Annotated in this window: 20 protein-coding genes and 1 pseudogene; 8 read left to right on the top strand and 13 right to left on the bottom strand. The window is 63.4% G+C overall.

What is annotated here, in order from left to right; genetic code table 11:
• Positions 1-39 precede the first annotated feature (39 nt).
• From B9N88_RS22175 to B9N88_RS22165, 3 genes are read right to left on the bottom strand one after another with little or no spacing between them, the layout of a single operon-like run.
• Positions 40-1101: a lipocalin-like domain-containing protein gene (locus B9N88_RS22175; RefSeq protein WP_027606155.1), complete on the bottom strand. Its 1062-nt coding sequence runs from the start codon at positions 1099-1101 to the stop codon at positions 40-42.
• Entirely contained in the window at positions 1091-3553 is a 2463-nt protein-coding gene (locus B9N88_RS22170; protein WP_027606154.1) for an ABC transporter permease, read from the bottom strand. The genes B9N88_RS22175 and B9N88_RS22170 overlap by 11 nt, the downstream gene beginning before the upstream one ends.
• Positions 3550-4209: an ABC transporter ATP-binding protein gene (locus B9N88_RS22165; RefSeq protein ID WP_027606153.1), complete on the bottom strand. Its 660-nt coding sequence runs from the start codon at positions 4207-4209 to the stop codon at positions 3550-3552. Before B9N88_RS22165 ends, B9N88_RS22170 begins: the two co-directional genes overlap by 4 nt.
• Positions 4210-4483: 274 nt before the next feature.
• Here B9N88_RS22165 and B9N88_RS22160 point away from each other — a divergent pair, with 274 nt between their 5' ends.
• The 3 genes from B9N88_RS22160 to B9N88_RS22150 all read left to right on the top strand — a co-directional run bounded on the left by B9N88_RS22160 (position 4484) and on the right by B9N88_RS22150 (position 8521).
• The gene (locus B9N88_RS22160) at positions 4484-5152 is read left to right on the top strand and encodes a lipopolysaccharide core heptose(II)-phosphate phosphatase PmrG (RefSeq protein WP_027606152.1); all 669 of its coding nucleotides are present in this window, start codon (positions 4484-4486) and stop codon (positions 5150-5152) included.
• A gap of 193 nt (positions 5153-5345) precedes the next feature.
• Entirely contained in the window at positions 5346-7001 is a 1656-nt protein-coding gene (arnT, locus tag B9N88_RS22155; protein ID WP_027606151.1) for a lipid IV(A) 4-amino-4-deoxy-L-arabinosyltransferase, read from the top strand.
• Positions 7001-8521: an ArnT family glycosyltransferase gene (locus B9N88_RS22150; protein ID WP_027606150.1), complete on the top strand. Its 1521-nt coding sequence runs from the start codon at positions 7001-7003 to the stop codon at positions 8519-8521. The genes arnT and B9N88_RS22150 overlap by 1 nt, the downstream gene beginning before the upstream one ends.
• Before the next feature lie 105 nt (positions 8522-8626).
• On the opposite strand, the gene B9N88_RS22145 is transcribed toward B9N88_RS22150, so the two are convergent.
• Positions 8627-9031: a RidA family protein gene (locus B9N88_RS22145; RefSeq protein WP_027606149.1), complete on the bottom strand. Its 405-nt coding sequence runs from the start codon at positions 9029-9031 to the stop codon at positions 8627-8629.
• Between the two features lie 47 nt (positions 9032-9078).
• Positions 9079-9672: a LysE family translocator gene (locus tag B9N88_RS22140; protein WP_027606148.1), complete on the bottom strand. Its 594-nt coding sequence runs from the start codon at positions 9670-9672 to the stop codon at positions 9079-9081.
• A 239-nt stretch (positions 9673-9911) separates the two neighbouring features.
• Here B9N88_RS22140 and B9N88_RS22135 point away from each other — a divergent pair, with 239 nt between their 5' ends.
• A complete protein-coding gene (locus tag B9N88_RS22135; RefSeq protein ID WP_043293586.1) occupies positions 9912-10109 on the top strand; it encodes a DUF6124 family protein in 198 nt (65 codons plus the stop codon).
• A gap of 261 nt (positions 10110-10370) precedes the next feature.
• Here the strand turns inward: B9N88_RS22135 and B9N88_RS22130 are convergent, their stop codons facing one another.
• The 5 genes from B9N88_RS22130 to B9N88_RS22110 form a co-directional block, all read right to left on the bottom strand.
• On the bottom strand, positions 10371-11303 hold the full coding sequence (locus B9N88_RS22130; protein WP_027606147.1) for a pyridoxamine 5'-phosphate oxidase family protein: 933 nt from the start codon (positions 11301-11303) through the stop codon (positions 10371-10373).
• A 79-nt stretch (positions 11304-11382) separates the two neighbouring features.
• Positions 11383-12267 carry a LysR family transcriptional regulator gene (locus B9N88_RS22125; RefSeq protein ID WP_027606146.1) on the bottom strand — a complete coding sequence of 295 codons (885 nt, stop codon included), beginning with the start codon at positions 12265-12267 and terminating at the stop codon, positions 11383-11385.
• Positions 12267-13187, bottom strand: a complete 921-nt coding sequence (locus tag B9N88_RS22120) for a LysR family transcriptional regulator (protein ID WP_027606145.1) — start codon at positions 13185-13187, stop codon at positions 12267-12269. Before B9N88_RS22120 ends, B9N88_RS22125 begins: the two co-directional genes overlap by 1 nt.
• Positions 13188-13205: 18 nt before the next feature.
• Positions 13206-13838, bottom strand: coding sequence for a glutathione S-transferase family protein (locus B9N88_RS22115; protein WP_027606144.1), 633 nt, complete (start codon positions 13836-13838; stop codon positions 13206-13208).
• Positions 13839-13942: 104 nt separating this feature from the next.
• Entirely contained in the window at positions 13943-14815 is an 873-nt protein-coding gene (locus B9N88_RS22110) for a LysR family transcriptional regulator (protein WP_027606143.1), read from the bottom strand.
• 135 nt (positions 14816-14950) lie between these two features.
• Between B9N88_RS22110 and B9N88_RS22105 the strand changes: the two genes are divergently transcribed.
• Positions 14951-15724 carry a glucose 1-dehydrogenase gene (locus B9N88_RS22105; RefSeq protein ID WP_027606142.1) on the top strand — a complete coding sequence of 258 codons (774 nt, stop codon included), beginning with the start codon at positions 14951-14953 and terminating at the stop codon, positions 15722-15724.
• A 14-nt stretch (positions 15725-15738) separates the two neighbouring features.
• Positions 15739-16791, top strand: coding sequence for an L-idonate 5-dehydrogenase (locus B9N88_RS22100; protein WP_027606141.1), 1053 nt, complete (start codon positions 15739-15741; stop codon positions 16789-16791).
• A 170-nt stretch (positions 16792-16961) separates the two neighbouring features.
• On the opposite strand, the gene fetB is transcribed toward B9N88_RS22100, so the two are convergent.
• Positions 16962-17753 carry an ABC transporter permease gene (gene fetB, locus B9N88_RS22095; protein ID WP_027606140.1) on the bottom strand — a complete coding sequence of 264 codons (792 nt, stop codon included), beginning with the start codon at positions 17751-17753 and terminating at the stop codon, positions 16962-16964.
• Positions 17750-18427 carry an ABC transporter ATP-binding protein gene (locus tag B9N88_RS22090; RefSeq protein WP_027606139.1) on the bottom strand — a complete coding sequence of 226 codons (678 nt, stop codon included), beginning with the start codon at positions 18425-18427 and terminating at the stop codon, positions 17750-17752. The genes fetB and B9N88_RS22090 overlap by 4 nt, the downstream gene beginning before the upstream one ends.
• A 131-nt stretch (positions 18428-18558) precedes the next feature.
• Here B9N88_RS22090 and B9N88_RS22085 point away from each other — a divergent pair, with 131 nt between their 5' ends.
• The gene (locus B9N88_RS22085; RefSeq protein ID WP_027606138.1) at positions 18559-19635 is read left to right on the top strand and encodes an aldo/keto reductase; all 1077 of its coding nucleotides are present in this window, start codon (positions 18559-18561) and stop codon (positions 19633-19635) included.
• 628 nt (positions 19636-20263) lie between these two features.
• Positions 20264-21472: a DUF1835 domain-containing protein gene (locus B9N88_RS22080; protein WP_027606137.1), complete on the top strand. Its 1209-nt coding sequence runs from the start codon at positions 20264-20266 to the stop codon at positions 21470-21472.
• 54 nt (positions 21473-21526) lie between these two features.
• Here B9N88_RS22080 and B9N88_RS32415 read toward each other — a convergent pair.
• Positions 21527-21625 (bottom strand): annotated as a pseudogene (locus B9N88_RS32415) (ABC transporter); the annotation flags it as partial.

Genomic DNA, 21625 nt, shown 5'->3' with positions numbered 1-21625 from the left:
TGTATGCATGTCCAGTATTTTTGTAGGAAATTTCTTCATCTAATACCCGGTCATCTCCAGGTACCCCACCCCACCCTCAAACCGCACCGGCCCTTCCCAGTACGGAATACTCAGGTTCATCCAGGCCTTGGGGTTGACGGCCTGGGTGCTGATATCCAGCTGCTTGCCGGGAATTTTCAGCGACCAGCGTGTGGGAATCTGGCGACCGTCGATCGCCGTGGTGTCCAGCGGTGCCAGTTGGATGTCGGCGTTGTGCAGGGTCTGGGTGTGGCCTTCGCGGTCGATCCAGGTACCGGTCAGGTAGGACGCGCCGTCGGTTTGCCGCACCCGAAACAGCATCAACTGCTCGCCACGGTCCAGGTGCAGGGAGAACCAGTCCCAGCCGGTCTGGCTGGCGGTCAGCGGTTGGCTGCTCCATTCGCGGTCGAGCCACGCGGGGCCGCTGACCTGATACGTCTTGCCGTCGATGCTGACACTGCCCTCGGCGGTAAAAAAAGGTTGGCTGTAGTAGTACGACGCCTGGCCCTGATCGGATTTGCGGCTGTAGCCATGGTCGCCTTGCAACACCAATGGCCGGCTGGATGTCAGGCGCAGGTCGTAGGCAAATTGCGCCCCGCTGGCCTTGAGTTGCATGTCCGCCAAGGCGCTCGCGGCGCCGGGCTGGCTGGCGAAATTCCAGTCGTCGATCCAGGCGTTGAACGGCGCAGTCTGCGCCCCGGCCTGGCCGACGCCACCGCGGGCGAAGCGTTCGGCGGCATAGTGGCGGGTGGCGGAGGTGACGGCGGCGTGGCCGAGCCATACGGTCGAGTCGTGCCAGCCCGCCTGCGTCGGCCCGGCCTTGAGGGCGTTGCGAAACAACGTCCATTGCACGCCGAACACATTGCCTTGGGCGTCCTTGAGGTTGGCGGTGACGTACCACCACTCGATCCGAAAGCCATCGTGGGAGCCATGGTCCTCGGGAAAGCTGAAGACCTTGCCGGGCAGCACCTGGGCAAAGTCGGCGGCGTCACTGCCCAGGCCGGCGAAGCTTTCCTGGGGCGCGGGGACTTTGTCGCAGGCCGCCAGCAGTAATAACGCACACATCAACGCCCTAATCTTCATGGGCAAACGTCCTCAACAAATCCGCCGGACGGCTGCGGTACAGCTGCCATAGGGGCCAGGCCGACGCCAACAACGTGGCCAACATCGCCAGCCCCAGCAATTGTGCGAGCTGCCACGGGAATACTTGCAACGGCAGCCGCCAGCCAAAGGCCTGCACATTGATCACCGCATCCAGGCACCACGCCAGCAACAGGCCCAAGGGCAATGCCAGCAGCAGCGTGAGCACCGCCAGCAGCCAGGTTTGCCCCAGGTTCAGCAGCATCAATTGCCTGCGCGTCACCCCCAATGCCCACAGCGGGGCGAGTTGACCGAGGCGGCTCTGGCTCTGGGTCAGCAGGCTGATGAACAGCGCTACGCCGGCCACGCCCAAGGTCAGGCTGTTGAGCGCGGCGGTGGCGGCGAAGGTGCGCTCGAACACCTGGCTCGACCAGCCCTTGAGTTGCTGTTGATCGACGATACGGCTGTCTTCCAGGGCAAAGGCGCGCTGCACTTCAGCCACCAGCGGCGCCACGTCCTGCGGCAGCACCCGCAGGTTGAAACGCGCCGGTGCCAGTGTCGGCCAGTGGGCCAGCAGGTGCCGGGAATTGACCAGCATATGGCCCTTGGGGTTGCCGTAATCGGCATACACCCCCACTACTGTGGGCGACCACACCCCCTGGGGCGTGGGAATGCTCACCGTATCACCCAGCTTCACGCCGAGCCGCCGCGCCAGCTGTTCGCTGAGCATCAGGGTCTCGCCTTGCTGCAACTGGTCCCACGGCGCCCTCGCCGCTTCCAGCAACGGCCAGTGCTGGCGATAGGTCGGGTCGTCGACCACGCCAAACAGATCCGCTGGCCAACCCTGCAATTGCACCGCGACCTGCCAGGTGGGCAACACGGTTTGCACCAACGGTTGCTGCGCCAGCCAGGCGCTGAGTTGCTCTGCCTGGGCCGGGGTTTGCGGGTTGAGGTACAGCTCGGCGGTAAGGCGTTGCTCCAGCCAGTTATTGAACGTGTGACGAAAGCCCGAGGTCATGGAGCCCGCGCCGATATTCGCGGCCAGGGCCAACAGCAGCGCCATCAATGCCAGGCTCAGGGCCGGCAATTGTTGGCGGCAGTCAGCCAGGAACCACTGGCCGAGTACCGAACGGCTGCGCCCCAGCAGCGCCTCCAACGGGCCATTGAGCAGCACCGGCAGGCCCAGGGCGGCGCCGAGCAGCAAGGCCGCCATCAACACAAAACCGGCGGCCAGGCTGTCGCCCAGCCATAACGCCAACAACGCGATCAGCAAGGCCGTAGCCGCGACCCAGCCCTGGCGCCGCAACCAGCGCCCATGGGCCTCATGCCAGGCCTGGGCGTTGGCCAGCGCCAGCAACGGCAAACGCGCCGCGCGCCATAGGCTGCTGGCGCCGGCAAGCAAGGCGCCGAGCAGGCTCAAGCCCAACCCTGCCGCCCACCACCAGGGACTCAAGCTCAATTGGCCCGGCACCTCGGCGCCATACAAGCCACGCAGGCTGGCGGCCACATCCGGCAGCAACAGGCTGGCCAGCAGGTAACCACTGGCGACGCCGAGCACGCCCCCCAACAGCGACAACGCCCCCAGCTCCACCCCCAGGCCGAGGATCAACATCCGCGCACTCACCCCGCAGGCGCGCAAGGTGCGCAACAACCCGCGCCGTTGCTCCAGGGCCAGGCCGATGGCCGCATGCACGATAAACAGCCCCACCACAAACGACAGGAAACCCAATGCATCAAGGTTCAGGTGAAAGCTCTCGGTCAGCCGCGCGAGGTTATTCTCCTCGCCCTGCTTGAGCTGCAGCCCGGCGGGCGGTGTGGGATGGCGAGCGGCGAAGGCCTTGTCCACCAGCAGGCGCGAGAGCTGGCCGGGCATCTCCAGCAGCACCTGGGCAAACCCGATATCGGTGAGCAACAGGCCGGGCGCCATATCCGCCTGGACTTGCAATGGCGGCAGGCGCTGCCCATTCAGCGTGAGCGGTTGCTGGCCCTCGCGCAGTCCCAGGGCCTGCAAGGTGTGCGGTGCAATCCAGGTACGCCCCGGCGGTTCAAAGAAGGCCAGCATCTGCGCCTGGCTCAGGCGCTGCCCCGACACCGCGCCGCTGCCGGGCAACGACAGTGGTTCGATGCCCATCAACTGCAGGCGCACGTCCTCATGCCCCTTGAGTTGCAGCCGCCCCTGCACCACCGGCGACACCGGCCACCCGGCACGACGCAGTTGGGCAAACAGCGTTTGCGGGAAACTGGCGGCGTCCGGCGCACTGAGGCTGGCCTGGGGTTCGCCGCCGATCAATTGGCTGGCGCGCGCGTAACTGTCGCGGGCCTGGCTGTTGAGGGCCTGCACCCCGGTCAGCAGCGCGGTGGCCAGCCACAGGCCGGTGAGCACGCTGAAGAACTGCACCGGATGGCGTCGCCAATGGCTGAGCAAGGCACGCAAGGTCCAGTAAAACACCCTCACGTCGGCATGACCTGTCCATGATGCAGCACCACTTGCCGGTCCAGTCGGGCGGCGATGCGTGGGCTGTGAGTGACCATCAACAAGCTGGTGGGACTGTCGCGCAGCAGGTCCAGCAGCAGTTGCAGGACCTCGTCGCTGGTGGCTTCGTCGAGGTTGCCGGTGGGCTCGTCGGCCAACAGCAAACCCGGGCGCGAGGCCAACGCCCGCCCGACCGCCACCCGTTGCTGCTGGCCGCCCGAGAGTTGTTCCGGGTAACGCTTGAGCAAGTCCCCCAGGCCCAGGCGCTCGACCAATTGCGCCTGCCACTGCGGATCAAAACGCCCCGCCAGGCGGGCCTGGAACGCCAGGTTGTCGTCGACGCGCAAGCTGCCGATCAGGTTGAACTGCTGGAACACCAGGCCAATCTCGGTACGCCGCCAGTGGGCCAGTTGCGCCTCGCTCATCCGGTCGAGGCGCTGCTCACCTACCTGGATGCTGCCGCCGTCCACCCGATCAAGCCCGGCAACCAAGTGCAGCAGGGTGCTCTTGCCGCTGCCGGACTCACCCATCAACGCCAGGCTGCTGCGCCCCCCCAGGTGCAGGTCGACCCCCGCCAGTACCGCCAACGGGCCCTGGGGGGTGGCGTAGCTTTTGAAGACACCTTGCACCTGCAACATGGGAACACTCATCGGATGGCTGGCAATCGAGAATAACGGCTGAGGATCAAGGCCACGCAAATTTTTCACATGGTTTTCACCGGCCGCCCACCCACCGCACTTTAAATTGCCGGCCAAGCGTCACTCGTCGACAACTTATTAGTTGCCACGCCTGGCAACTTTTAACCGCAGCATGTTCAGCGAAAAGACAGCCACCCTGTGACAGCCTCGCGCTTCACTTCGGGCACTTGCCGACAAGTTGCGCCTAATTAATACAACACAGCCGATAGTGACCATGGTGAATGTAGTGGTTGACCTTACCCTGATTAAACCACGCTCGCGCCGAGCCTTTTTCAAGCGCCTCAAACCGCTTTGGCTCGGGCTTACGGTGGTCGCCGTGCTGCTCACTTGCGCGCTGTTCTGGCCGACCTCCCCACGGGACCTCGGCGTGGGCAACCGCCTGCTGACGTCCCAGGTGCTGCCGCTGTGGCGCGACGGCGACCTGATCGTACTGGTGCGTCATGAAGAGCGCTGCGACCGTTCGAGCAACCCGTGCCTGGGCCCGGTGGAAGGCGTGACGATCAATGGCAGCCAACACGCCGAAAACCTGGGGAAAGCCTTTAAATCCCTGGGTATGGACGGCACCGACGTACTCTCAAGCCCCGCCATTCGCACGGCCCAGACCTCGCGTTTCATGTTCGGCAAAACCGACATGACCTCCAGCGAACAAGCCGTCTGCGGCAAGGCCATGGGTGAAGAACTGCTCGGCCACAAACAGGCTGGACGCAACCTCGTATTCGTCACCCACAGCGGTTGCATCGCCGACTTTGAAACCGCCCTGGGCTTCCCCCACGCCAAGTTTTCCGAGTACGGCAGCGCGCTGTTCGTGCAGGTGCTGGCCAACGGCAAGTTCAAGGCCCTGGGCATCATGAAAAACCAGGACTGGCCTGCCGCGCTTAAATAAATCCACGTCATTCCCTTCCCGCCACTACGGCTTATGTTCAGCAAAAAGACAGCCCTGTTCTGGCATGTTTAGTTGCGTCCTTAATTAAGGTCGTTATGACTATTTCCTGTTATTTAGTGAACGCCGTGACGACTTTCACCATTACTTCATTAATTGAAAAAAACACCATCAGACGTCAAGGAGCGACGTTTTCATGACTCGCCTGAACCCCCTGCCGGTACTCTTGCTGGCCTTCGTCGCGTTTTATCTGTTGCCACTGGGCCTGCACGGTTTGTGGATACCGGATGAAACCCGCTACGCCCAGATCAGCCAGGAAATGCTCCTGAGCGGCAACTGGGTGGCGCCGCACTTCATGGGCATCCGCTATTTCGAAAAACCGGCCGCCGGTTACTGGCTGATCGCCCTGGGCCAGTCCGTGTTTGGCCAGAACCTGTTCGGCGTGCGCATCGCCTCGGCCCTGACCACCGGCTTGAGCGTGCTGCTCGCTTACCTGATCGCCCGTCGCCTGTGGAACGACCCGCGAAAAAGCTTCGCCTGTGCCCTGCTCTACCTGAGCTTTGGCCTGGTGGCCGGGCAGGCGGGGTATTCCAACCTCGATCCGCAATTCACCCTGTGGGTCAACCTGAGCCTGGTGGCGCTGTGGTTTGCCCTCGACAGCAGCACCCTGCGCAGCCGCCTGGGCGCCTGGGCCGTGCTGGGATTTGCGTGTGCCATGGGGTTCATGACCAAGGGTTTCCTGGCGTGGGCGCTGCCGGTGCTGATTGCCGTGCCCTATATGCTCTGGCAGCGCCGCCTGGGCGAGTTGCTGCGGTATGGCCCGCTGGCCATCGGCGTGGCTGTGCTGGTGTGTTTGCCCTGGGTGCTGGCGATTCACACTCAGGAACCGGATTTCTGGCGCTTCTTTTTCTGGAATGAACACATCCGCCGCTTCAGCGCCGATAACGCGCAACACGTGCGGCCCTGGTGGTTCTTCCTGCCGATCATGGCGGTGGCTTGCCTGCCGTGGGCCGGGCTGCTGCCCAACACCCTGTACCAGGCCTGGAAAGAAAAGCGCCAACCGGCAATCGCCTTCCTGGCCCTGTGGTTGCTGCTGCCCCTGGGCTTGTTCAGCCTGAGCAACGGCAAGCTGCCGACCTACATCATGCCGTGCCTGCTGCCCCTCGCATTGCTGATGGGGCATACCCTGAGCGAGCTGGTCAGCCAGGGCAAAACCCGCACCCTGCGCCTCAATGGCCTGCTCAACTTCGTGATCGGCATGGCCGCCATGGTCGGGCTGATCTACCTGCAAATCGCCAGGCCGCTGTACAGCAACAGCCATGCGGAGATGTTCAGCCTGTCCCTGGCGTTTATCGTGCTGCTGGGCTGGATCCTTGCCAACCTGCTGCAAAGCGTGCGGCCGCTGACGCTGTGGGCGATGCCGGCCTTGGGCATCGGCCTGCTGGTAGTGCTGCTGCCGTCAAGCATGCCGGCCTACATCGCCGATAACGAAATGCCCGACCAATTTGTGCTGGAGCATCTGGATGAGTTGCAGCACACCCACGCGCTGCTGAGCAATGAACTGGAAAGCGCCAGCGCCTTGGCCTGGCGCCTGCAACGACCCGACGTGGCGCTGTATGACACCGAAGGCGAGTTGCGCTACGGCTTGCAGTACGCCGGTGCGGTCACACGCAAAGTGGAGTTGGAACAGGTTCAGGGCTGGCTCAAGGAGGCGCGCCAGCACGGCTCGGTCGGCGTGCTGCTGCGAGTCAACAGCACCAGTGAAATGCGCGAGGCCGGGCAATTGCCGCCCGGAGGCAAACGCTACTACAAGGGCTACCTGGAACTTATCCTCTACCCGCAGGCGCCATGATGCCGGGTTATTTCAAGACCGAACGCGGCGCCCTGCTGCTGTTGCTCGGCGTCTCGGCCCTGCTGCTGCTCACCGGCCTGGGCGCACGTGACCTGTGGGGCCCGGAAACCCGCTGGGCGAATATCGCCTTGCAGATGCTGCAGAGCGGTGACTATTTCGATCCCTATCTCAAGGGCGTGCCCTATTACGACAAACCCCTGCCCTCCTACTGGCTGATCACTGGCGCGGCCCACCTGGCGGGGGGCCTCGGGCCCTGGTCGTTGCGCCTGCCATCGGTGATCGGCGCGTGGTTGAGTGTGTGGCTGGTGTACTTGATCGGCGAACGTTTGTTCCGCAAGGGCACGGGGCTGATCGCCGGCTGGATGCTCGCCACCACGTTCTACTTCCTGTTCTGGGCCCGCGTGGCCACGGCGGATGTGCTCACCGTGTGCGGCGTGCTGGCAGCCGTCGCCTGGTATTGGCGCGGCCCCGACGACACACGGCTGTGGCGCTACACGGTGTTTTTCCTGTTGCTGGCCCTGACGTCGTTGTTCAAGGGCCTGATCGGCTTCGTGCTGCCCGGTCTGGTGCTGTTGCCGCACCTGCTCGGCGAACAGCGCTACAAGCGCCACCTCAACCTGCGCCTGCTTTTGGCCGTACTGATCGCCGCCGCGGTGTACGCCGTGCCGTTCGTGCTGTCGCACGTCTACGGCGCACCGGCCTATGGCGCGAGCGGCCTGGCCTTGGTATTCCGGGAAAACGTGGTGCGTTTCTTCGACCCGTTCGACCATATGGGGCCGATCTACACCTACCTGATCTACCTGCCCGCCTACACCCTGCCCTGGACGCCGTGCTGGCTGCTGGGCCTGTGGCTGGCCGTGCGGCACTGGCGTCACACCCCGCCGAACGTGCGCTGGCTGGTGTGGGGCCTGGGCCTGCTGTTTGTGTTCTTTACCGCCAGCGGCAGCCGGCGCAGCTACTACGTACTGCCGCTGGTGCCGTTTGCCCAGTTGCTGGCGGCGTGGTGGCTGAGTGAACGCGTGTTGAAAAAGCCCGCCAGTTGGCCGCGCTGGCAGAAAGGTCTGGGGATCGCTGCCGCACTCATGCTGTTGATCCTCGGCGTGGCCTATCCCTGGTCCAACGGCAACGGCGGCGTGACCCGCTTCGCCGAGGATGTGCAAGCCGAGGCCGTGAAAAGCGCACCCTGGAACCAATGGCAAATGGTGCTGGTGGAAGTCGACAACAAGGTCCCGATGTACCTGCAAAATGGCGGCAAGCCGTTCTACTACATCGCCGAGACCCAGGACTTTCCCCGCCAGGGTCACACCGCCGCCTTCATGGCCTGGCTGGAAAAAACCAGCGGCCAGACCTTCGACCCGCACCGTACGATCATCGTCGCGCAGTTTTCCAAGGATGATCCGACGCCGCTGGCGTATCTGGGTGCGGATCATCAGGTGATCACGACCCAGCCGGACAATGGCGAGCGGTTGTTTCAGAAGCGTGACGAGGGCAGTGTGGCGTTTATCCCTGCGTCACGCTGATAGCTGTGTATCGAGTGTGCTTGTACCGCGCTGGGCGTGGCGTGGGGACAGTGAGCCGCTGGATCATGGCAAACAGGTTTTCGCGTGAACATGCTTGTTGTGGCCTTATTTCGGTGAAATCACCGCCTCCGCCTCGATTTCGATCAACCACTCCGGCAACGAAAGCCCACTGACAATAATCCAGGACGACGGCGGCGGGTTATGGGGGAAGCGCTCACGCAGCGCCTGGGCGATAAGCTCCTGCCGATCACGTGCGGACTCGACGATATACAGCCGCAGCATTACCACATGGGACAAGTCACCCTCGACCTCCGCCAGGATTTTTTCGATATTGTCCAACGCCGTATCGGTTTGCTCGGCAATGCCTGGACCGACCGTACGCTCCTGGGCATCCACACCTACCTGGCCGGAAAGCAGAATACGCCGGCCATCAGGCACTTCGATGGCTTGGCTGAAGCCGTATTGCAGGGAGTTGAATACGCTCTTGGGATTGATGACCTTGGGTTGCATGACGAGTCCTTGTTGTCAGTAGAAGTGCAAGGCTAACGTTAAAAGTCTTACGTCTCCAGAACGCGAGCCAACTGCCAGGCAGCAAAAGCAATGAGACAACCTCCGCTGACGCGGTTCAAAAAGCCGAAATCGAGCGGGTCAGCAAGCGCCCTCTTGATCATTGCACCAACGAGCGCGTACAACATCTGCCCCGACAATGAACCCAGCAGAAAACCCAGCAAATTCAAGTACATTCCATGCCTATAGAGCAGCGCCTCACTGGCGATGACATAGGAAGAAATCGCAGCGATCGTTAAAGGGCTGGTCAACGTCAGCAGGAAAACCGGGATGAACCCTGTTGCTCGTTTGGCCAGGGAGGTGGCTGCGGATTTCTTGAAAGTGATTACGCCCAAATAAAAGAGGTAGGCAATCGCCGCCCACGTTAGCAATTGGCTGTTGGCGGCCCAAAACGCTTCAACGGCTCGCAACCCCGCGAAGGCGACAGCTGCAAACACTGCATCTGCAACTGCCGCCCCGAAAACCGCAGGTAAAGCGCTAAGGAAGCCGAAGGTGAAGGACTGCCTGAAAATGATGAAGGCCACAGGGCCGAAACTGATGGAGAGCACCAATGCAAACTGCGTTGATTTCCAGAGGTCTTGCACTTGATTCGCCCCCCCTCTTGTCTTTCGAAAGTAAGCCCAACAGCAGTTCGTTCGCAGTTGACGCTACCAAGCAAATCTCATCGAAAATAGCTGGCCTAACGGATAGGTGGTAGCAAAATGGAGGTGCTCATTCGTAGGAGCTTCGCCATGAAGAAAGTCACACCTAACCCTCCACCTCGGATGACCATCCGCAAATCCCCCCCGATGTCATCCGTCCCGGCCTGAGTACGGAAGCCGCCTTGAGCAACGCCAGCGAGATGCTGGAATCGGCTACGGTCTGCGCGTACGACTGCGCCGAACGCCTTGACAGTCACCACCGCAGGCAGGTGCTGGCATTGGTGCAGATGATCGAGATTGCGCAGTTATTGGTGGATGAAGCCCTTAACCAGGAATGCCGGTGCCCTGATCACACAGCGCAAATCCAAGCAGCGCAGTAAAGCCCCCTGTGGGAGTTGTCGAGCTTCAGCGAGGCTGCGATGGGGCCGGATCAGGTGGTCAATTCGTCCGCATTCTTGTGGCGAGCGGGCTTGTCTCGCGTTGGGGTACGAAGCGCCCCTATGAAGATGAATGAGGTGTATCAGGCATGCCTCTGCGCCTGGTTTGGGGGCCGCTGCGCAGCCCCACGCGGGACAAGCCCCCTCACCACAGAGGGAGTTCCCCCATTTGCTCTTCAACAGGCCGTGATAAATACGCTGACGCTACCAACCGCCCATCGCCAGGCTGAACGGCGAAAACTCCGCGAACTGCCAGCGCAAGGCCAACGCCGCCGGGCGGCGGACCACGTGGTCCACGGTCACCGTCCAGAGCCGCTGCGCGCCCTCGAAGCGGGCGACTTCAGGGCCGTCGAGGATCAGCGAGGTATGCCCGGCGATCTGCAGCACATCCCCCGTTTCAAAGTCGATAAACAGCAGCCCCGCCACCGGGTTGGCCGCCAGGTTGCCCAGGGTGTTGAAGAACAGGTTGCCGGCAAAGTCCGGGATGGTCAGCACGTCGCCCTCCACGCGCACGAAGCCGGTATTACCGCCGCGATGGGAGACGTCCACCGAGCGTTCGCCGTCGACCTCCACGTAGCTGGCGACGAAGAAGGTGTCGGCGTTGCGGATCATGCTTTCGGCAGCGGCGTCCAGGCCGTCAAGACGCTCGACCCGGGTGCCGGGTTTACGCGCAATCCCATCGACCGGCCGCAGCTGGATGTATTTGGGGCAATTGCCGTAGGTCTGCACCACGTCGACCGACAGGCCCTCGTGATCGAGCGCGCCGATACGCCCATTCATGCGGTTGCGCCGCCGGGTGTTGAGGTCGATACCCAGCAGACCCACGGCAGCGCCCTTGTGCAAGGCGGCGCGGGCCGGGTCGCTGGCAGAGGGCAGGCTGTCAATCTGCAACGTATAAGGGTCGGGAGAGTGGACGAACCCCGGCGCGCCTTCAATCAGGGTCGCCCAGGGAATCCCCTGTTCATCCACCACGCCAAGCATCAGGTAGGGCAACAGCGGATAAAAATCCCGATGCTGCTCCGGCAGGTGATCGCGTATCACCTTGGGCCCGACCACCGCCATGCGCTCGGCCACGCCGACCGCTGCTTGTAACTGCCGTTCGCCGGCATGCCAGGGGGATTGTTCAATAGGGTTCATGGTGATCACCTCCAGTGGGTTGCCCCCATGCTGCGCCTCGCCAGCCAAACGCAGAATACCCAGCCCAGGCAATCCACTGTTACGCCAACTGAAATGCCGGATGCTCACGCAGCGCCGCCACGCAATGATCGACAAAACTGCGCACACGCATCGGCCCATGGCGCCCTTCGCCGTACACCACATGCACCGGCAGGGGCGCTGGCTCATAGCCCTGCAGGACGCGGCGTAACTGGCCGCTGAGCAGATGCTCATGCAGCGGATAGCTCAAGCAACGCACCAGCCCCGCGCCCTGCACCGCCGCATTGATCGTGCCTTGCACCGTGGCGCAACTCAGCCGCGCGCGGGCCTTGAGCTGGCAACCCTGGAACGCCCAATGCACCGGGTCGGCAGTGGCGATCAGGCGATGCTGCTTGAGGTCGTCCGGGTGTCGGGGTTCGCCGTGCGCCGCTAGGTAAGCGGGACTGGCGCAGAGGATCTGCCGCACGTGCCCGACCGGCCGCGCGATCAGTGAGGAGCTGGGCAACTCGCCGACCAGGATCGCCACGTCCAGCCCCTCTTCGTGCAGGTTGGGGTAATAGTCGTGGTAGTGGGCGGTGAGCTGCACCGCGGGGTAACGATCCATGTAGCTGGCCAACAGCGGCGCCATCACATAGCAGCTGAACAGCAACGGCATGAACACCCGCAGATTGCCCTGGGCCTGTACATGCAAGCCCTTGGCCGAGGCTTCGGCGGCGTCCACGGCGGCCAGCAGCCGCACGCAGTCGGCCATGTAGACAGTGCCCGTGTCGGTAAGGCTGACACCCCGCGTGCTGCGTTGCAGCAACGGTACGCGCAGGCGTGCTTCCAAGCGGGCGATCGCACGCATCAATGTCGGCGCCGAGACCTGGGCTGCACGTGCGGCCGAGGCCAGGCTCGGTTGCTCGGCGAGCGCGGCAAACAGCTGCATATCGCGATAACGCTCCATCAACCGCGCCGCTTCATCGCCGGATTCAAGGCCGTGTCCTGGCCCAGGCGATGGCTGAGGAAATCCACAAAGGTGTGGATCTTGGCCGGCACGCGCGCGCTTTTCTGGAACACCACCTGGATCGGCAACGGGGCCGGCTCGAAGTCCTCGAGGACAATTTCCAGCTCGCCGGCCGCCACCGCCGCCGCGACCTGATAGGACAGCACCCGCGTCACCCCCCAGCCCAGGCGCGCCAGGTTGATCGCTGCGTTGTTCGCCGAGACCACCAGGCGCGGTTCGATGGGCACCGTCAGCGGCTGGCCGGCGTCGACAAACGCCCACTCACTCACCAATCGGCTGGAGGACAGGCCGACGATCTGCGCCGCACCCAACTGCCCGGGGTGCCGGGGGCGGCCGTGCTGGTCGAGATAGCCGGGCGAGGCGCAGACCACCCGGCGTACCTCGCCCACTTTGATCGCCTGTTGCCCCGGCTCATGCAGATGGCCGATGCGCACAGCCACATCGATACCCTCGTCGGTCAGGTTGACCACCCGATCCACCAGCAAGGCATTGATATTCACCAGCGGAAAACGGTCGAGGTACTCGCCCAGCACCGGCGCCACATACAACTCGCCAAACAGTACCGGTGCGGTCACCGTGAGGTGGCCGCAGGGGATCGAATAACTGCCCGCCGCCGCTTCTTCGGCTTCGTCCAGCTCGGCGAGGATGCGCCGGCAATCTTCGAGGTAACGCTGGCCGGCCTCGGTCAGGTGCAGGCTGCGGGTGGTGCGCGCCAGCAGCTGGGTGCCGATGCGCGCTTCCATGGCGGCGATGGCCCGGGTCACGCTGGGTGGCGAGGTGTTCAGGCGGCGCGCCGCGGCGGCAAAGCCCTCCTCCTCGGCCACCGCCAGGAACACCTGCATTTCGTGAAATCGGTCCATCGATGCGCCTCAGCAACGTTAATGTGATTGCAACCCTACCGCCGTACGCGGCATGCCCACAAATCCCGGCAAGGCCTCGATGCTGGCAAGCCAGGCGCGCACCTTAGGGTAGTCGGCCAGCGACACATTGCCTTCCGGCGCATGGGCCACATAGGTGTAGAACGCAATATCGGCGATGCTCGCCTGCTCCCCCGCCAGGAAGCGGGTTTCGCTCAGTTGCTGCTCCACCAGTGCCAACAAGCCATGGGCACGGCTGATCGCCGCCGCCGCATCCACATCGGCACCGAACACCACGGCCAGCCGTGCGGTGGCGGGCCCGGCGTGCAGCTCGCCGGCGGCCGCCGACAGCCAGCGCTGTACGCGCGCCTGCCCCACCGGGTCGCTTGGCAACCATTGGCCCTTGCCGTATTTCGTGGCGAGGTAGACCAGGATCGCGTTGGAGTCCGCCAGTACGGTGCCGTTGTCGTCAATCGCCGGGACCTGGCCGAAACGGTTGATGGTCGCAGTGAAGTCAGCGCTTTTATGCGCGCCTTGCTTGAGGTCCACCAGGATGAACTCGCTGGGCAACCCCAGCAGGGACAGCATCAGCTCGGCCCGATGGGAATGGCCGGACAAGGGGAAACCATAGAGTTTGATCGCAGGCTGGGACATGTAAGGCTCCAAAGGGTGGGGGTTTGACACCGGCATGTTCCACCGCTGCGCCGACCACTGGAATCACCAGCTTTTACAATCCAGCATTTCAGCGGATGAAACAATCACTCGCCAAACAGTTCGACGATCAACGCAAACAACGTGGTCTTTACCGCACTGTCCAACGTGGTCCAGGCCAACCCCGTGCGCGCCTGGAACGCCCCCAACGCCAGTGGCCGCGACACACAATTGGCCGGCAACGCCCGCGCGGCCTGCTGCGGCAGTACGCCGACGCCCAACCCGGCGCAGACCAGCGCGAGCATGGTGGTGAACTCGCCCAGTTCGGACGCGATCTGCAAAGGGATGCCCACGGCCTGGATAAATTCGTCGTAGAACCCGGGCGCATAGCGCCGCGCAAGGATGTACACCGGCACGTCGAGCAGGTCGCCGGGCTGGATCGACGCCTGGGCGGCCAGCGGATGATCCATCGGCAGGGCCACGCAGAACGGCTCGCGCAGCACCACGCGGGTTTGCACCCCGGGGTAGGCGGCGGGCAGGCGCATCAGGCCGAAATCCAGGCGATCATTCTTCAGCGCGGCGGCTTGATCGGGGCCGGGCATGTCCTTGAGTTCCAGCTCGATCCGCGGGTAGCGCTGATGCACCGTGCGGATCAACGCGGGTAACAGGTGCGGCAATACCGACGACACAAAGCCCAAGCGCACCCGGCCGATTTCCCCCCGGTTGGACGCCCGCGCCGCCTCCGCCGCCCGAGCGGCCTGGTGCAGGGTCGCCTGGGCTTCGGGCAGGAACACCCGACCGGCATCGGTCAAGGTCACCGAGTGGCGATTGCGGTCCAGCAGGCGTACGCCCAGGCCAGTTTCGAGCAGCTTGATCTGCATGCTCAGGGCCGGTTGCACAATCGACAACTGCGCCGCCGCCCGGCCGAAATGCAGCTCCTGGGCCAGTACCACAAAGGCGCGCAAGTGCTTGAGTTCCATCGAGCCTCCCCGGTTATCACCGATATTGATCAGCCGATCATAAATAAACATTGGACCTGCGCCCTATACCGGAGTGAAGTTAAGCCCATCAGCCATTGTTTTGATTATCACAAGCGCGCCCGGAGAAACATGCCCATGCAAAGCGTTCTAGACACCTTTCGCCTCGATGGCCGGCTGGCGCTGGTCACCGGTTCCAGTGCCGGTATCGGCCTGGCCATCGCCCGAGGCCTGGCCCAGGCCGGTGCGCGAGTGGTGCTCAACGGGCGTAACCGCAGCACCCTGCGCGACGCCGCCGCGCTGCTGACCCTCGAGGGCCTGGAGGTGCACACCGAGGCCTTCGACGTCACCGACAGCGCGGCGATCCAGGCCGGTGTGGCCGCTATCGAGGAACGCCTCGGGCCCTTGGACATCCTGGTCAACAACGCCGGCATGCAACGCCGTGGGCCGCTGGAAGACTACAGCGAGCAGCACTGGCGCGAACTGATCAGCACCAACCTCGACAGCGCCTTCCTGGTGGGCCAGGCCGTGGCACGGGCGATGATCCCGCGCAAGCGGGGGCGCATCATCAATATCTGTTCGGTGCAAAGTGAATTGGGCCGCCCGGGCATCGCGCCGTATGCGGCGAGCAAAGGTGCGTTGAAGATGCTCACCAAGGGCATGGCCATCGACTGGGGCCCCCACGGGCTGACAGTCAACGGTATCGGCCCCGGCTACTTCAAGACCGAGTTGAACGCCAACCTGGTGGCCAACCCCGAATTCAGCGACTGGCTGGTGCAACGTACGCCGAGCCGACGCTGGGGCGACGTCGCTGAGTTGGCCGGTGCAGCGGTGTTCCTGGCCAGCGATGCCGCGAGTTTCGTCAACGGTCATATCCTCTATGTCGACGGTGGCATCACCGCGTCGCTGTAACCCTGGAGAACCTTATGCACGCCATTGTCTGCCACGCCTCAAAAGACCTGCGGGTCAGCCCCCAGGACGAACCCCATAGCCTGGGCCCCGAGCAACTGCGCGTGCGCATCGCCCGTGGCGGCATCTGCGGCTCGGACTTGCACTACTACCAGCACGGCGGCTTCGGCACCGTGCGCCTGCGCGAGCCGATGGTGCTCGGCCACGAAGTATCGGCAGTGATCGACGCCGTGGGCTCCGACGCCGGCCGGTTCAAGGTCGGCCAACGCATTGCCGTATCGCCCTCGCGCCCGTGCGGTGCTTGCCGTTATTGCCATCAAGGCCTGCCCAACCACTGCCTGGACATGCGCTTCTACGGCAGCGCGATGCCCTTCCCGCATGTCCAGGGCGCGTTTCGCCAGAGCCTGGTGATCGAGACGCACCAGGCACATCTTTTGGCCGATCATGTCAGCCTCGCCGAAGGTGCACTGGCCGAACCGCTGTCGGTGGGGTTGCATGCGATCCAACGGGCCGGCGCGGTATTCGGCAAGCGCGTGCTGGTGACCGGTTGCGGCCCCATCGGCAACCTGCTGATCGCCGGCCTGCGCGCCGCCGGTGCGGCTGAAATCGTCGCGGTGGACCTGTCCGCCAGCGCCCTGGCCTGCGCGGAAAAAATGGGCGCCACGCGCACCCACAACATTGCCGACGGCATCGACGCGCTCAAGCGCTACACCGCCGAGAAGGGTTACTTCGAGGTGATGTTCGAAGTCTCCGGCAGCGCCCAGGCCCTGCGTAACGGCCTGGACTGCATCGCCCCGCGCGGCGTGCTGGTCACGGTCGGCTTGGGCGGTGAGGTGTCGCTGCCGCTGAACCTGCTGGTCAGCCGCGAGATCGACCTGCGCGGCACCTTCCGCTTCCACAGCGAGTTTGCCCAGGCGGTGGACTTGCTCAATCGCCAGGTCATCGACGTACGCCCGGTGATCTCCCACACGCTGCCGTTCGAGCAGGCGGTGCAGGCGTTTGAATTGGCGGCTGACAAGACTCAGGCGATGAAGGTGGTGTTGGATTTTGGCGTGGTGGATCAGCCTTGAACCTGTGACGAGCCCTTCTGGTCAGCAAGAAGGGGTTTTCTGTGGTGAGGGAGCTTGCTCCCGTTGGGACGCGAAGCGGCCCCAGCTCTTTGTTTGAAAAAACGGGACTGCTGCGCAGTCCAACGGGAGCAAGCTCCCTCGCCACAGCCCCCCCTTCGCCAAATGAACGCTTAGCGCTCTTGCAAGCGCTCACGCAAAAACCGGTGGCTCCTGGAAAACAACCGCCGATAGGTCAGCAACACCGCCCCCACCGTACCCAACGCCGACGACGCGGCAATCAGGAACATGATCACGATCTGATAGCGCACCGCGTCCACCGGGCTTTCCCCCGCCAGCACCTGGCCGGTCATCATGCCGGGCAGGCTGACGATGCCGACCACGGTCATCTGGTTCAGCGTCGGGATCATCCCCGCGCGTACCGCCTGGCGGATCGCTTCCTGCGCCGCCTCCCAGCGTGAGCCGCCGAGGGCCAGGATCATCTCGATGGTGTTGCGCCCCGAGGTCAGTTCCTGGGTCATGCGTTCGATCCCCAGGGACACGCCGGTCAGGGTATTGCCGAGGATCATGCCGAGGATCGGAATCGCGTACTGCGGCTCGTACCACGGGTGGATGCGGATCACCGCAAACAAGCCCACTGCCGTCACCAGCCACGAACTGCCCCACACCGACAGGATGCTGTCGACCCTTTGCCCACGGTACGTCCTGCGCCCGCGCCCCGCCGCCGACAACCCGGCGATCAGGGTCATTGCGCCCATCAACGGCAGCACCACATACCAGTAGGCGAACGCGAACACCCAGCCCAGCAGGTAACCGATGGCCAACAGTTGCACCACGGTACGCACCGCCGCCCACAGCAACTGGCGGCCCAGGCCCAGGCGCAGCAGCAGGGAGAGCGCACCGTTGACCAGGATCAGCGAAGCGGCGATGCCCATGTCCAGGGCGGTGAGGTTTTGATAATTCATGGCTGGGTCGCCTCGCTCAACACGCCGGCACTCATGTGCAAGTGGATGTCGCTCATGCGCCGCGCCTGATCGAGGTCATGGGACACCCAGACATAGGCGCGGGCGTTGTCGCCGGCAAACCAGGCGCTGATCAGCACTTCCACGTCGCGGGATGAGGTGGGGTCGAGGGCAGCGGTGGGTTCGTCCAGCAGCAGCACCTCGGGGTTGAGTTGCAGGGTGCGGATCAGCGAGACCACCTGGGCCTCGCCGCCCGAGAGGTCCAATGCGTTCCTGGTCAAAAAATCGGCTGCCTTGCCGGCATGCCCCAGCAACGCGGTCACCGCTTGCGGGTCGAAGCGGCGCTGGCGCAGGGTCTTGAGGCTGAAGGGAAAGCGCAGGTTGTCCTCCACCGTGCCTTCGAGCAGCGCGGGGCGTTGGGAGAGGTAGCTGATATGGCTGCGGTAATGGGGAATCTCGGCATTGGCAATCGGCTGGCCGTTCCACAGGACCTGCCCGCTGGTGGGCGCATCCAGCAGCGCCAATGCCCGCAGCAATACGCTTTTGCCGGAACCGGAAGCGCCGGTGATCGACACGCGGTCGGCGCGGTTCAAGGTGAAATCCGTGGGCTGCAGCAACGGTACCTGCCGGCGTTCGTCCATGCGCGTGAGGGCGCGGGTTTCGATCAGTGCACTCATGGACGCGGTATTCCTCTTAAACCTGTTGGGCGCAATGGTGCGGCAGGCGCGGGAAGTTTTCATGAAAAAATTCAAACTATCGCCACCCACGTCGTTCAGAACTTCAGGTTCAACGTTAAGTAGGAGACGACATGCAATACCGACAACTGGGCCATTCGGGCCTGCTGGTATCCGAAATCATCCTCGGCACCGTGCCCTTTGGCGGTCGCGCCGAGTTTGAAAAATGCGGATCGGTAGACGTGCCCCAGGCCAGGCGCATGTTCGATATCGCGTTCGACGCCGGGGTGAATATGGTCGACACCGCCGACCTCTACTCCCACGGACTGGCCGAAGAAGTGGTCGGCAAAGCCTTGGGCGACAAGCGCAACGATATCCTGCTGGCCACCAAGGGCCGTAGCCCCGTGGACAACAACCCGAACAACTCAGGCTCGTCGCGCTATCACCTGATTCGCGCGTGCGAAGCGAGCTTGAAGCGCCTGGGCACCGACCATATCGACCTCTACCAATTGCACAATTGGGACGGCATGACCCCCATCGAGGAAACCCTCGAAGCCCTGCGGCTGTTGGTTGGCTCAGGCAAGATCCGCTACTTTGGCACCAGCAACTTCACCGCCTGGCAGATGATGAAAACCCTCGGCAAGGCCGAATTGCACGGCATGCTCAAGCCCATCACCCAGCAGATCTACTACACCCCGGAATCCCGCGAGGCCGAGTACGAGTTACTGCCCCTGGCCCTGGACCAGCACGTGGGGACGCTGGTGTGGGGGCCGATGGGCGAAGGCCTGCTGACCGGTTCCACCCGGCGCGGGCAGCAGCCACCGGCCAATACCCGTCAGGGCAGCGGCTGGCCCGAACCCTACGTGCATGACCAGGAACGTGCGCTGGACATCATCGAGACCCTCGCCGCCGTGGGCGATGAACAGGGCGTGTCAGTGGCGCGCACCTGCCTGGCCTGGCTCAAGGACCGTCCGGGAATTACCTCGCTGATCGTCGGCGCCCGCACGGAAGCGCATCTGCGTGACAACCTGGCGGCCACGGAATTGAAACTCACCGATGAACAGTTCTCGCGTATTGAAGCGGTGACACGGCGCCAACCGTTGTACCCGTACTGGCATCGTTTTACTGCCGGGATTGATCGCTTCGACCCGGCAGAACAGCCGTTCCTGGCCGAGCACCAGAAGACCATGGATGCACGCAAGGACAAATAATCCAGAACAGCGTACCTGTGGCGCGGGAGGTGCCACTACCTCTTCGACGTAGCGCTGTCGCGCAGCAAACTGGGACCTCTGTGGCGAGCGGGCTTGTCGAATCGTCGCACCGCCCGCGTTGGGGTGCGAAGCGCCCCTGATGGAGACAAATGTGGTGTATCAGACACTCCTCTGCGCCTGTTTTTGGGGCTGCTGCGCAGCCCAACGCGGGCGGTGCGACGATTCGACAAGCCCGCTCACCACAAGAATGCGCTCGCCTGAAATTATTTATGCAGGACTCAAGACTTCAGCGTGAAATTTTATCCCTTTAAAATCAGTGAGTTATTTTAATCTTGATAAGAGCTTGTTCCCTCACCACAGGTTACTTTTTCCCCTTTCTACGTCTTCACTGACTGGCATGAGGGCAAATCCCCCTCCCACATTTAATCCCGTCCCCCCCAAAAAAGGAGTACGGCTTCGATCCCAAGCCCGATTTGCAATCAAACGCCGCAGTGCCTATATTTCCCGCCTGGCGCTCTCTACGCCACCTTCCGCGGAAAGGGCTGGGCTGCGCCCAGGACAATGAAGCTCTACCTCATTTCTACGACTCCCAACCTTAAAGCGGAAAAGGTTTGTGCAAGGAGATCGTATGTCGCAACGCCCCGTATCCTCCAACACCGATGGCCGTCTCAACCTTGAGCAGCAGCGCAAGCGCGCCAAGGAACTGTTGCGCCATCTGAAAGCCCAGGACCCCGGCGCCACCCTGTCCCAAGCCCAATGGCAGATCGCCAGGCAACTGGGCTTCAGCAGTTGGCCCAAGCTCAAGGCCCATGTCGACGCCATTGACTTCGCCGCCCGCCATCCCGACTTTGCCGCCAGCGACGAAGCACGCACCACCCACTGGCGCTGCGGCAATGACATTGCCCACAGCCTCCAGGTGGCCGGGTTCAAGGGCCGCTTCCAGATGCTCACCGACCCGCTGTGCATGGGCCCGGTGCGCGACGTCCCCGCCGCAGAATTCCGCGCCCTGCGCAGCGCGTTCATCAGCCAGGCCTTTGCTCTGCCCTTAGCGGACGTCACGCGCCGCGTCGACGATGAATACGATCAGCTGGAAACCTTGGCCAGTGCCGAGCACAGCGTGCTGTGGTGCGAGGCGGACGCCTATGACCAGTTGTTCCTGATGCGTGCCCTGGCCGGCCTGGAGCAGGCACCGTCCAGGCTGGAGCTGATCGAGGTGGATCGTATTCCCGGTGTCGAGCGTTTTATCGGTATCGGCCAACTGGCGCCCGATGTATTGGCGTGGCTCTGGCCACAGCGGCGCCTCATCGGTGACGATGCCGTGCACCTGGCCAAACAGGCCTGGTCGGCCTATTGCGACAGCTCACCGACCCGGCTGGCGGCGCTTGCCCATGGCCAACACCCGGCCCTGCCGTTGCTGGCGCCGGCGCTGTTGCGTCAATTACAGGAGTTGCCGGGCACCCAGGACGGCCTGTCGCTGACCGAACGCCTGGCCCTGACCTACCTCGCCGAAGCCGGGCCGCTGCCGTTTGGCCGTGTGTTCGCCGAGCTGATGGCCAGGCGCGACCCGCTGCCGTTCCTCGGGGACATGATGTTTCATGCGCTGTTGCGGCCGTTGATCGATGGCGAGCAGCCGTTGCTGACGGAAACCGAGATGCATCTGGACTGGCCCCGCCGCACGTTGTCGCTGACCCCCTTGGGCCATAGCGTGCTCAACGGACAGGCGTACTGGCTCGACCATGCCAGCCACGAACGCTGGGTGGGCGGTACATGCGTCAGGCCCGGCCAACCGCACTGGATGATTGATGAGGCCCTGCGCCCCCAGTACAGAACACCGTAAAAAAACAGCCCGCCGTGCATCACCCACGGCGGGCTTTTTCACAACCGCCGGCGCTTACGGCAACGGCTCGAACTTCAATGCGCTCAAGCTCTGCACCTTGTCCTCGCGGACCATCTTGTATTCGGTGTTCGGGCCGATCCAGCGGTCCCAGAT

It is taken from the genome of Pseudomonas sp. LAMO17WK12:I1, assembly GCF_900177315.1.
GTDB classification, from domain to species: Bacteria; Pseudomonadota; Gammaproteobacteria; order Pseudomonadales; family Pseudomonadaceae; genus Aquipseudomonas; species Aquipseudomonas marginalis.
The sequence above is the reverse complement of the archived record's forward strand: the minus strand, read 5'-3'. Positions and strand labels throughout refer to the sequence as shown.

What these genes read in the sequence shown, in the direction of transcription:
- B9N88_RS22175 (WP_027606155.1), bottom strand. Translation starts at nt 1,101, where the DNA reads ATGAAGATTAGGGCGTTGATGTGTGCGTTATTACTGCTGGCGGCCTGC.
- B9N88_RS22165 (WP_027606153.1), bottom strand. Translation starts at nt 4,209, where the DNA reads ATGTTGCAGGTGCAAGGTGTCTTCAAAAGCTACGCCACCCCCCAGGGC.
- B9N88_RS22160 (WP_027606152.1), top strand. Translation starts at nt 4,484, where the DNA reads ATGGTGAATGTAGTGGTTGACCTTACCCTGATTAAACCACGCTCGCGC.
- arnT (WP_027606151.1), top strand. Translation starts at nt 5,346, where the DNA reads ATGACTCGCCTGAACCCCCTGCCGGTACTCTTGCTGGCCTTCGTCGCG.
- B9N88_RS22150 (WP_027606150.1), top strand. Translation starts at nt 7,001, where the DNA reads ATGCCGGGTTATTTCAAGACCGAACGCGGCGCCCTGCTGCTGTTGCTC.
- B9N88_RS22145 (WP_027606149.1), bottom strand. Translation starts at nt 9,031, where the DNA reads ATGCAACCCAAGGTCATCAATCCCAAGAGCGTATTCAACTCCCTGCAA.
- B9N88_RS22130 (WP_027606147.1), bottom strand. Translation starts at nt 11,303, where the DNA reads ATGAACCCTATTGAACAATCCCCCTGGCATGCCGGCGAACGGCAGTTA.
- B9N88_RS22125 (WP_027606146.1), bottom strand. Translation starts at nt 12,267, where the DNA reads ATGGAGCGTTATCGCGATATGCAGCTGTTTGCCGCGCTCGCCGAGCAA.
- B9N88_RS22120 (WP_027606145.1), bottom strand. Translation starts at nt 13,187, where the DNA reads ATGGACCGATTTCACGAAATGCAGGTGTTCCTGGCGGTGGCCGAGGAG.
- B9N88_RS22115 (WP_027606144.1), bottom strand. Translation starts at nt 13,838, where the DNA reads ATGTCCCAGCCTGCGATCAAACTCTATGGTTTCCCCTTGTCCGGCCAT.
- B9N88_RS22110 (WP_027606143.1), bottom strand. Translation starts at nt 14,815, where the DNA reads ATGGAACTCAAGCACTTGCGCGCCTTTGTGGTACTGGCCCAGGAGCTG.
- B9N88_RS22105 (WP_027606142.1), top strand. Translation starts at nt 14,951, where the DNA reads ATGCAAAGCGTTCTAGACACCTTTCGCCTCGATGGCCGGCTGGCGCTG.
- B9N88_RS22100 (WP_027606141.1), top strand. Translation starts at nt 15,739, where the DNA reads ATGCACGCCATTGTCTGCCACGCCTCAAAAGACCTGCGGGTCAGCCCC.
- fetB (WP_027606140.1), bottom strand. Translation starts at nt 17,753, where the DNA reads ATGAATTATCAAAACCTCACCGCCCTGGACATGGGCATCGCCGCTTCG.
- B9N88_RS22090 (WP_027606139.1), bottom strand. Translation starts at nt 18,427, where the DNA reads ATGAGTGCACTGATCGAAACCCGCGCCCTCACGCGCATGGACGAACGC.
- B9N88_RS22085 (WP_027606138.1), top strand. Translation starts at nt 18,559, where the DNA reads ATGCAATACCGACAACTGGGCCATTCGGGCCTGCTGGTATCCGAAATC.
- B9N88_RS22080 (WP_027606137.1), top strand. Translation starts at nt 20,264, where the DNA reads ATGTCGCAACGCCCCGTATCCTCCAACACCGATGGCCGTCTCAACCTT.